At 47.0% G+C, this 6,593-nt stretch carries 4 protein-coding genes; 3 read left to right on the forward strand and 1 reads right to left on the reverse strand.

Annotation, left to right across the window (positions count from 1 at the left end):
• Positions 1-4,476, forward strand: a 4,476-nt coding sequence (locus ACLGGO_RS34745; RefSeq protein WP_446422732.1) for a helicase-related protein, incomplete at its 5' end; no start/stop codon positions are given.
• A gap of 135 nt (positions 4,477-4,611) precedes the next feature.
• Positions 4,612-4,767, forward strand: a complete 156-nt coding sequence (locus tag ACLGGO_RS34750; RefSeq protein ID WP_446422733.1) for a hypothetical protein — start codon at positions 4,612-4,614, stop codon at positions 4,765-4,767.
• An 81-nt stretch (positions 4,768-4,848) separates the two neighbouring features.
• Here ACLGGO_RS34750 and ACLGGO_RS34755 read toward each other — a convergent pair whose 3' ends face one another.
• On the reverse strand, positions 4,849-5,631 hold the full coding sequence (locus ACLGGO_RS34755; protein WP_446422734.1) for a response regulator transcription factor: 783 nt from the start codon (positions 5,629-5,631) through the stop codon (positions 4,849-4,851).
• A gap of 305 nt (positions 5,632-5,936) precedes the next feature.
• Here ACLGGO_RS34755 and ACLGGO_RS34760 point away from each other — a divergent pair, with 305 nt between their 5' ends.
• A complete protein-coding gene (locus ACLGGO_RS34760) occupies positions 5,937-6,470 on the forward strand; it encodes a hypothetical protein (protein WP_446422735.1) in 534 nt (177 codons plus the stop codon).
• Positions 6,471-6,593: the final 123 nt, after the last annotated feature.

Below are 6,593 nucleotides of genomic sequence, written 5' to 3' on the forward strand. Positions count from 1 at the left end.
ACCCTGACCCATTGTAAACTCTATGGTAGCGATCGCGTCGCCGTCGCCCCCGACTCTCGCCCCCTCAAATCAGCCATCATTGATGCCTTCCGTTCCTGTCCAAGCACCTATCAACCCGCACCAGCATCCACCCAAACCCTACAATCACTACTCCCACCCCTGGAGTGCATAGGAGAAGACCCCTATCGCTACCTCTTTGTTGAAGGAAACGTCCACCAATACATCCCCAACCAAGGCTTAGTCAGAGTAACCCAACACGAACATCATATTGCCGACGCACTCCGACTTAAACATACCCTAGACCGCCTCATTCAAGCTGAAATCAACAATAGCCCAGACATGGAAACCCTGAGGCAACAGCTCAACCTGCACCATGATGAATTTATCATTAAATACGGACGCCTGCTCAATCGAAAAGACCATCCCAACACCCTCGAAGTAATCGCCGACGACTCGGAACTCGTGGCAATGTGTTATGCCCTTGAAGCAGAAATCCCAGTCACGGTAAACTCTAACACCGGGAAAATTGAAGCCGTCCGCTACAAAAACGCCGACATCTTCCACGAACGGGTTTCTGGCTGCTTACGCAAACAACAGCGTCAACTCTCTTCTCCACTAGATGCCGTCTGGGAATGTCTGGAACGCAAAGGTTATCTAGACATCCAATACATTAGCATCTTGGTCAACCAAACCCCAGCAGAAACAATTACCGCCCTGAAAAACGTTTCCACCCCCCAAGGGAAACAATCCCTCATCTTCTACAACCCATCCACGAACCAATGGGTACTACGGGATGCTTACCTATCCGGAAACACCCGCACCAAGCTACAAACCCTTCGTACCCTGAAACATACCGACCCAGACACCTACCAACAATTCCAACTCCACGATAACGAAGCGGAACTCACCCGCCAAGACGCCAACGGACAGTACCTTCACCTTTCTCCCTACCTCCTCCCCCCAGCTTCAACGGAAATCCGAGCCGAAATCGCCCACCGTCTCAAGGTTCAATCCGATATCGACAGCCACTTGGATGCTAATGTATCGATTGACACGGGATTAGGAGCGTCCTGGATTGAACCCCAAGCCATCCAAGAATTCATTGCTCACCTTTTAAACATTCACCCCACTGAGATACAATGCCATCACATTCCCCCATTAGCGCTGTGGTCACTGCGCGGGTCTTCCACCTGCCTGGAAGCCGCCACCGCCTCAGAATGGGCTTCAATGGGGTGTCACGGTGAGGGACGTCGCAGTGTTCTGTGGCTAATCGAACAATCCCTCAACAAACGACTGATTAACGTTCAAGTCAAAGACTCAACTAAACAGATTGACCCAGAAAAATCACGCCAAGCCACTGACGCCGCGATTGCCGCTGCCCAACGCCTGGAAACCTATTTTACCACCTGGCTCTGGAGCGACTTAGAACGAGCTTATCATCTCACGGTTAAATATAACCAACTCTACCCACTCCCTAAAAAGCGCCATTGGGATGGCTCCTACTTAAGTCTGCCCGATAGCAACAGCTCTATCACACTCAAACCCCATCAAAACGCCGCTATTGCACGAGCCATTCAATCCAAACGCCTCTTTTGTCTCCACGAATGCGGCACTGGTAAGACGTTTACGATGTGCGCCGCCGCTTATGAAGCCCAGCGATTAGGATTAGCGTCCAAACCCATTCTCGTCGTTCAAAATTCCACCCTCTCTCAAGTGGTTTCGGCGTTCAAAACTCTCTATCCTAACGCCAAATTACTCATCGCTGATGAGTTCAACTGGCAGGAAAAGAACAAGCTAATTGCAAAAATCCAAACGGGACGCTATCACGCTATCATCCTCACCCACTCCCAATTCTTTGCCATTCCCATCAGTGCCACTACAAAAATTAACTACATCCGGGAACAGCTAGATATCTTACAGCGCTACATCGCTGATGTCAAAAATGAAGACCCTTCACTCTATCTCGAACTCCAGCGACAAACTGACTCTTTAACCGAACAACTGGAGGAACTAGAACTCTTCGACCAGCTTCGCTCCCAGGAATCAAACGTGTTGGCATGGCAGCAGCGTGTTAAAAGTCTAATGGAGAAAGGAATTCTTTCAATTAGCCAAAATGGAACGCTTAATTATATCAAAAAGCGTCAATCTTCAACTCAAAAAACCCTCGATAAAAAGCGCGATTCCCTAGAGCGCTCCGTTGAAAAAGCCACCCATTACTACTCACGTAACATTATTAACATTAACTGGGAAGACTTAGGCTGCGATTGGATCTGGCTTGATGAAATCCATTGCGCCAAAAATATCCAATTTGCCAGCAAAGCTGCCCGCAGTATTGCTGGTATTACCAACACCGACACCCAAAGAAGTCTCAATACACTCCTCAAATACAATACCCTGTTTGAACAGGGTGGATTCATTGGCGGTGGTACAGGAAGCTGGCCCTCCAATAGCATCAGCGAAATGTATAATCTGATGCGCCTATTCGCTCCCGATAGTTTACACGATACCGATTGCTCTCATTTCGATGCTTGGATCAGTCAATATGGTTTAGTGACAACAGCGCTAGAATTCACCAGTACCGGAGGAATTAAACCCAAAACCCGAATTACTGGGTTCAAGAACCTCTGGGAAATGATGAGCGACATCAGCCGCTTTACCAGCTTTGCTACAGCAGAAACAGCGGGAATCATTCGTCCTGAACTGCGCCGCTATACTATTACAATACCGATGAATTCGACTCAAGTGGCACTCACAGAAAGGATTAAACATTGGTTCCAACTCTGGTTGAACAAAACTCCAGTCTCTTATATCAGAGACGGCAAGGTGATCGAACATAATCCCTTGACCCTAACCAGTTTGGGAAGTTTAGGATCAATTGACCCCCGACTGGTTGAACCCGACGCTCCCGCCGCAACTGATACCAAACTCAACCGATTGATTCATAATGTCTGGTGGATTTGGAGAACAACGACTTCGGTGAAGGGAACTCAGATTATATTTTGCGACGCTGGCGTTCCCAAAGGTAAGGAAATTTTTGATTGTTTTAACCTGATTCGTGACCATTTAGTTGCCCTAGGAATTCCTCAAAGAGAAGTGGCAATTATTCATGAATACAAGAGTGCTTCCCAGCGCTTTGATTTGTTCCAACAGGTGAATACTGGAGCCGTTAGAGTCGTTATGGTGACTACAGAAATGGGGGGGACAGGTGCAGATATGCCCGTCCGTTGCATCGCCATGCACCATGCTGATACACCTTGGACTCCTGCCAGTTTAATCCAGCGTCGCAGCCGGGGACATCGACAAGGTAACCTTTGGCCCATCTGCTATGAATTCTTTTACGGCACCTCGGGTACAGGCAACTCCCCAGGCTTTGATGCATTTAAGCTGAACCGCGTTCGGATTAAGGCAGAAATGGCATACCAATTCCTTTCTGGTGAAATGCTTACTCGTCACTGTGAGGATATTGGCGATGATGCGGCTCACTACCTATTGGCATCTGCTCTTCTATCAGGTAATGGTAAGGCGTTGGAACATGCTAAAGTTTGCGATCGCATCCGCCATTTGGAAGCCGACTTATCCAGCTTGCACACGAAGTTAGCCACTGATTTGTTAACTCTGAAGTCCCTTCCTAATGAAGTGGAACGGTTAAACGCTCTTATCCAAGCGGCTACTGTTGACCAAAACATAGCCCAAAACAACTTGCAAACAACCTACACAATTAAAAACCAAAAGTATTCTGCCCAAGAAGCGGGGGCGGCGCTGATGCAAGCTATCTACGATATCATCTACACTCAACCCTCCCAACCCCAGGACATCGGCACAATCGGCTCTTTTTCCCTCTACGCCCACGCCAAAGGCAATGAAGCGATTGTACAGCTTGGCGGTTCCACTGATCAAGGCTACCGAGCCTACTATGACTTGGTAGAGAAATGGAATACAGGCAAAGGGTTACTTACGGCTACTCAAAAAACCTTAAAGGCGATCGCCCAGGGAGACTACCTTCAACAGATTGTTGCCCAGTTCAAGAAGCTTCAAAACGGGCAACAGGAACTCCCCCAGCGAGTTAGACACCTCACCGAGTTAGTCGAAGACATCCAACACCAACTCGCACCCCTCAAAACCCAACAAGCAACCCTCAAAACCGAATTGCTTTCCCACCAACACGATGGCACACAAGCTCAACTACCAACTACGCGAACCATCAACCCACCAACCCGCGCCCCCTATCATGGAGCCAACTCTAAGGTGGTTGAGTATATTCGCACTCTAGAAGAACCTAGCACTACTGATACTAACTCTCAGGAAGTAACTTGGATTGATGCCATCAGCGAAGCTGTTCCAATAGTACAACTCAAACTGCAACAACTCCAACCGAAATTGAACTCCACCCCCAGTCCAAACCCCATCAATTTCCAAGCACTTATCCCACTCCAACCCCTTCAACCAACAGAGTGCAACCAACTCCCCTTATTTTGAGCGGCTATAACCCAGCGAAAAAAGGTGAAACCGTTTAAGTCTCGTCAGTGATAACGGGGTAGTTAATTACGCTTTAAAACCGCATCAGTTTAGCGCGACTGCGCTTGTGAAGGTGAGAAATCATCAAAATTCATCATGCTGAAAATACTAGCTCAACTCAACCCTATGCAAATCCTAGCCATTGCCGAATACTTCAAAAACATCAAGACCATTCCTTCCCCCTTGGAAAAGTGGAAAAAATGTCACTGGCTTGGAGCAACTAATGGTTCAAAAGGCTACCGCGACTGGTAGAAATACGTATCGTTCTTATCTCCCTTATCGACTACTATCAGCCGCCACTGGATATCAACAGGCTTCATCGATTTCCCCAGACTAAACTAACCTTAATTGACTAGAAAAAGAAACAACATCCGATGAAGTCCTCTCAACATCCACAAACCGATAGCCGAGCAATTCCACCGTTTCTACAAACGGGGAGCTATATTCGGGAAAAATATGATTCAACCGTTTACGCAGCCTGGACACTGCAGCATCTACAGTTCGGATCGCCACATCAGTCTCTTGTCCCCAAACCGCTGTCAAAATTTTGTCCCGACTTTGAACTAAGCCAGCATTCCGCGCTAGAAACACAAACAGCCCGCGCTCACTCGTCGAAAACTCATAAGTGACTTCCACCTGCTGCGCCGACTTCTTCCGCAGAAAAATCCGGACATCCGACAGATTTATTCCGTCAAAACAGAAGTCAAAATGGGCGGTAGAAAACGACAAATCCGGTTTTTTCAATCGCTCATGGCGACGAAACAGAGCGCGAATCTGAACCAATAGCTCATCGGGGTCAAAGGGTTTGGTCATGTACAGATCAGCTCCCGTTGATAAACTAGCAATCTTATCAACTTTCCCGGTTTTAACGGTTAAACAGAGAATATACGGCTCTTTCTCAAGGGAAGCACAACGAATTTTACAACAAACCTCTAAACCGCTCATTCCTGGAAGATTTAAATCCAAAATGACTAAATCGGGATAAGAGTTATGCACGGCTTCCAGTCCAGTTATTCCATCATGGGCTACCTGACAAGCATAGCCATCTTGGGTCAGGAGAAAATCAAGTAACTCGCTGGTGCAACAGTCATCTTCAATAATCAAGATCTTTTTCATAAACTCATGAAAAACCCGAAAGGAAGTTAAACAAGGTCGCTAAACCCCCAGGAGAAGCCAAAATCCTGAAACCTGACAGGGGGTAAAAAGATAAAATACCACGAAAAACATCGTGCTGACACTGTACGACTCGCGAAAGCGCGAAAGTCATCTTAGCTGACTATTTTGCCCACTCATCACACGGCGGCTAAAAGGATTGTAGTTGACCTCAATATCCCCCTTGAAATGCCGCGTCAGGAACAAGCGGTGAAGTCAACACCCAAGTGTTCCTGTATCCGGAATTGACTTAAACAGGAGCTATATTCATGATTAAATCCATTAGTTATCAAGAGGGCTATCAGCAAGCCTTACATGATTTTGGTATATCAGACTTACTGGGGAAATTAAGCACTTTTTTGGAAAAAATGAACGAGACTCAGTGGCAGCAAATTCAGGAAGATGAACCGGATTCAATCGCCGCTTTGTTGATTGGACAGTTAACCTCTAGTCTCCAAGATAGCGTAATCTCCGCCTATCTGAATGCAATTTGGCAAGGAGATAGTCGGGGAATTTCTGATTTACCTTTAGTTGACAGAACCTTTCGGATAGCAAGCCCGAATCTCACCAATTTTAGTATCCCCCAGTTTGAATACGGTGAGTCTCTTCGCTGGAAGCCATTGGAAGGGTTAGCGGAAACAGACTTTGGTGTGGTCATTGGTCGTTTTATAAAGCCCGCACCTCACCAGGGTTTTCAGTGGAATTGGAAATATCTGATTCTCCTGGATAAAGACTCAATTAGTTCAGCCATCGTTACTGCTGATACGGCTTGGGAAGAGGATCTAGAGCGTCGCTTGGTGTAACCCCAGTTGGCGTATCTTCTGACTTTTGCCTTTTGACCTTTTGACGTATTATGACCCGAAACCGTCCTTTAACTCAACGAGAGCGAGATCTGATTCAACTCTACAGCAATTGCCAACTCGGAA

Origin of the sequence: Coleofasciculus sp., assembly GCF_046565525.1 — a bacterium.
In the GTDB taxonomy this organism is placed as follows: domain Bacteria; phylum Cyanobacteriota; class Cyanobacteriia; order Cyanobacteriales; family Coleofasciculaceae; genus Coleofasciculus.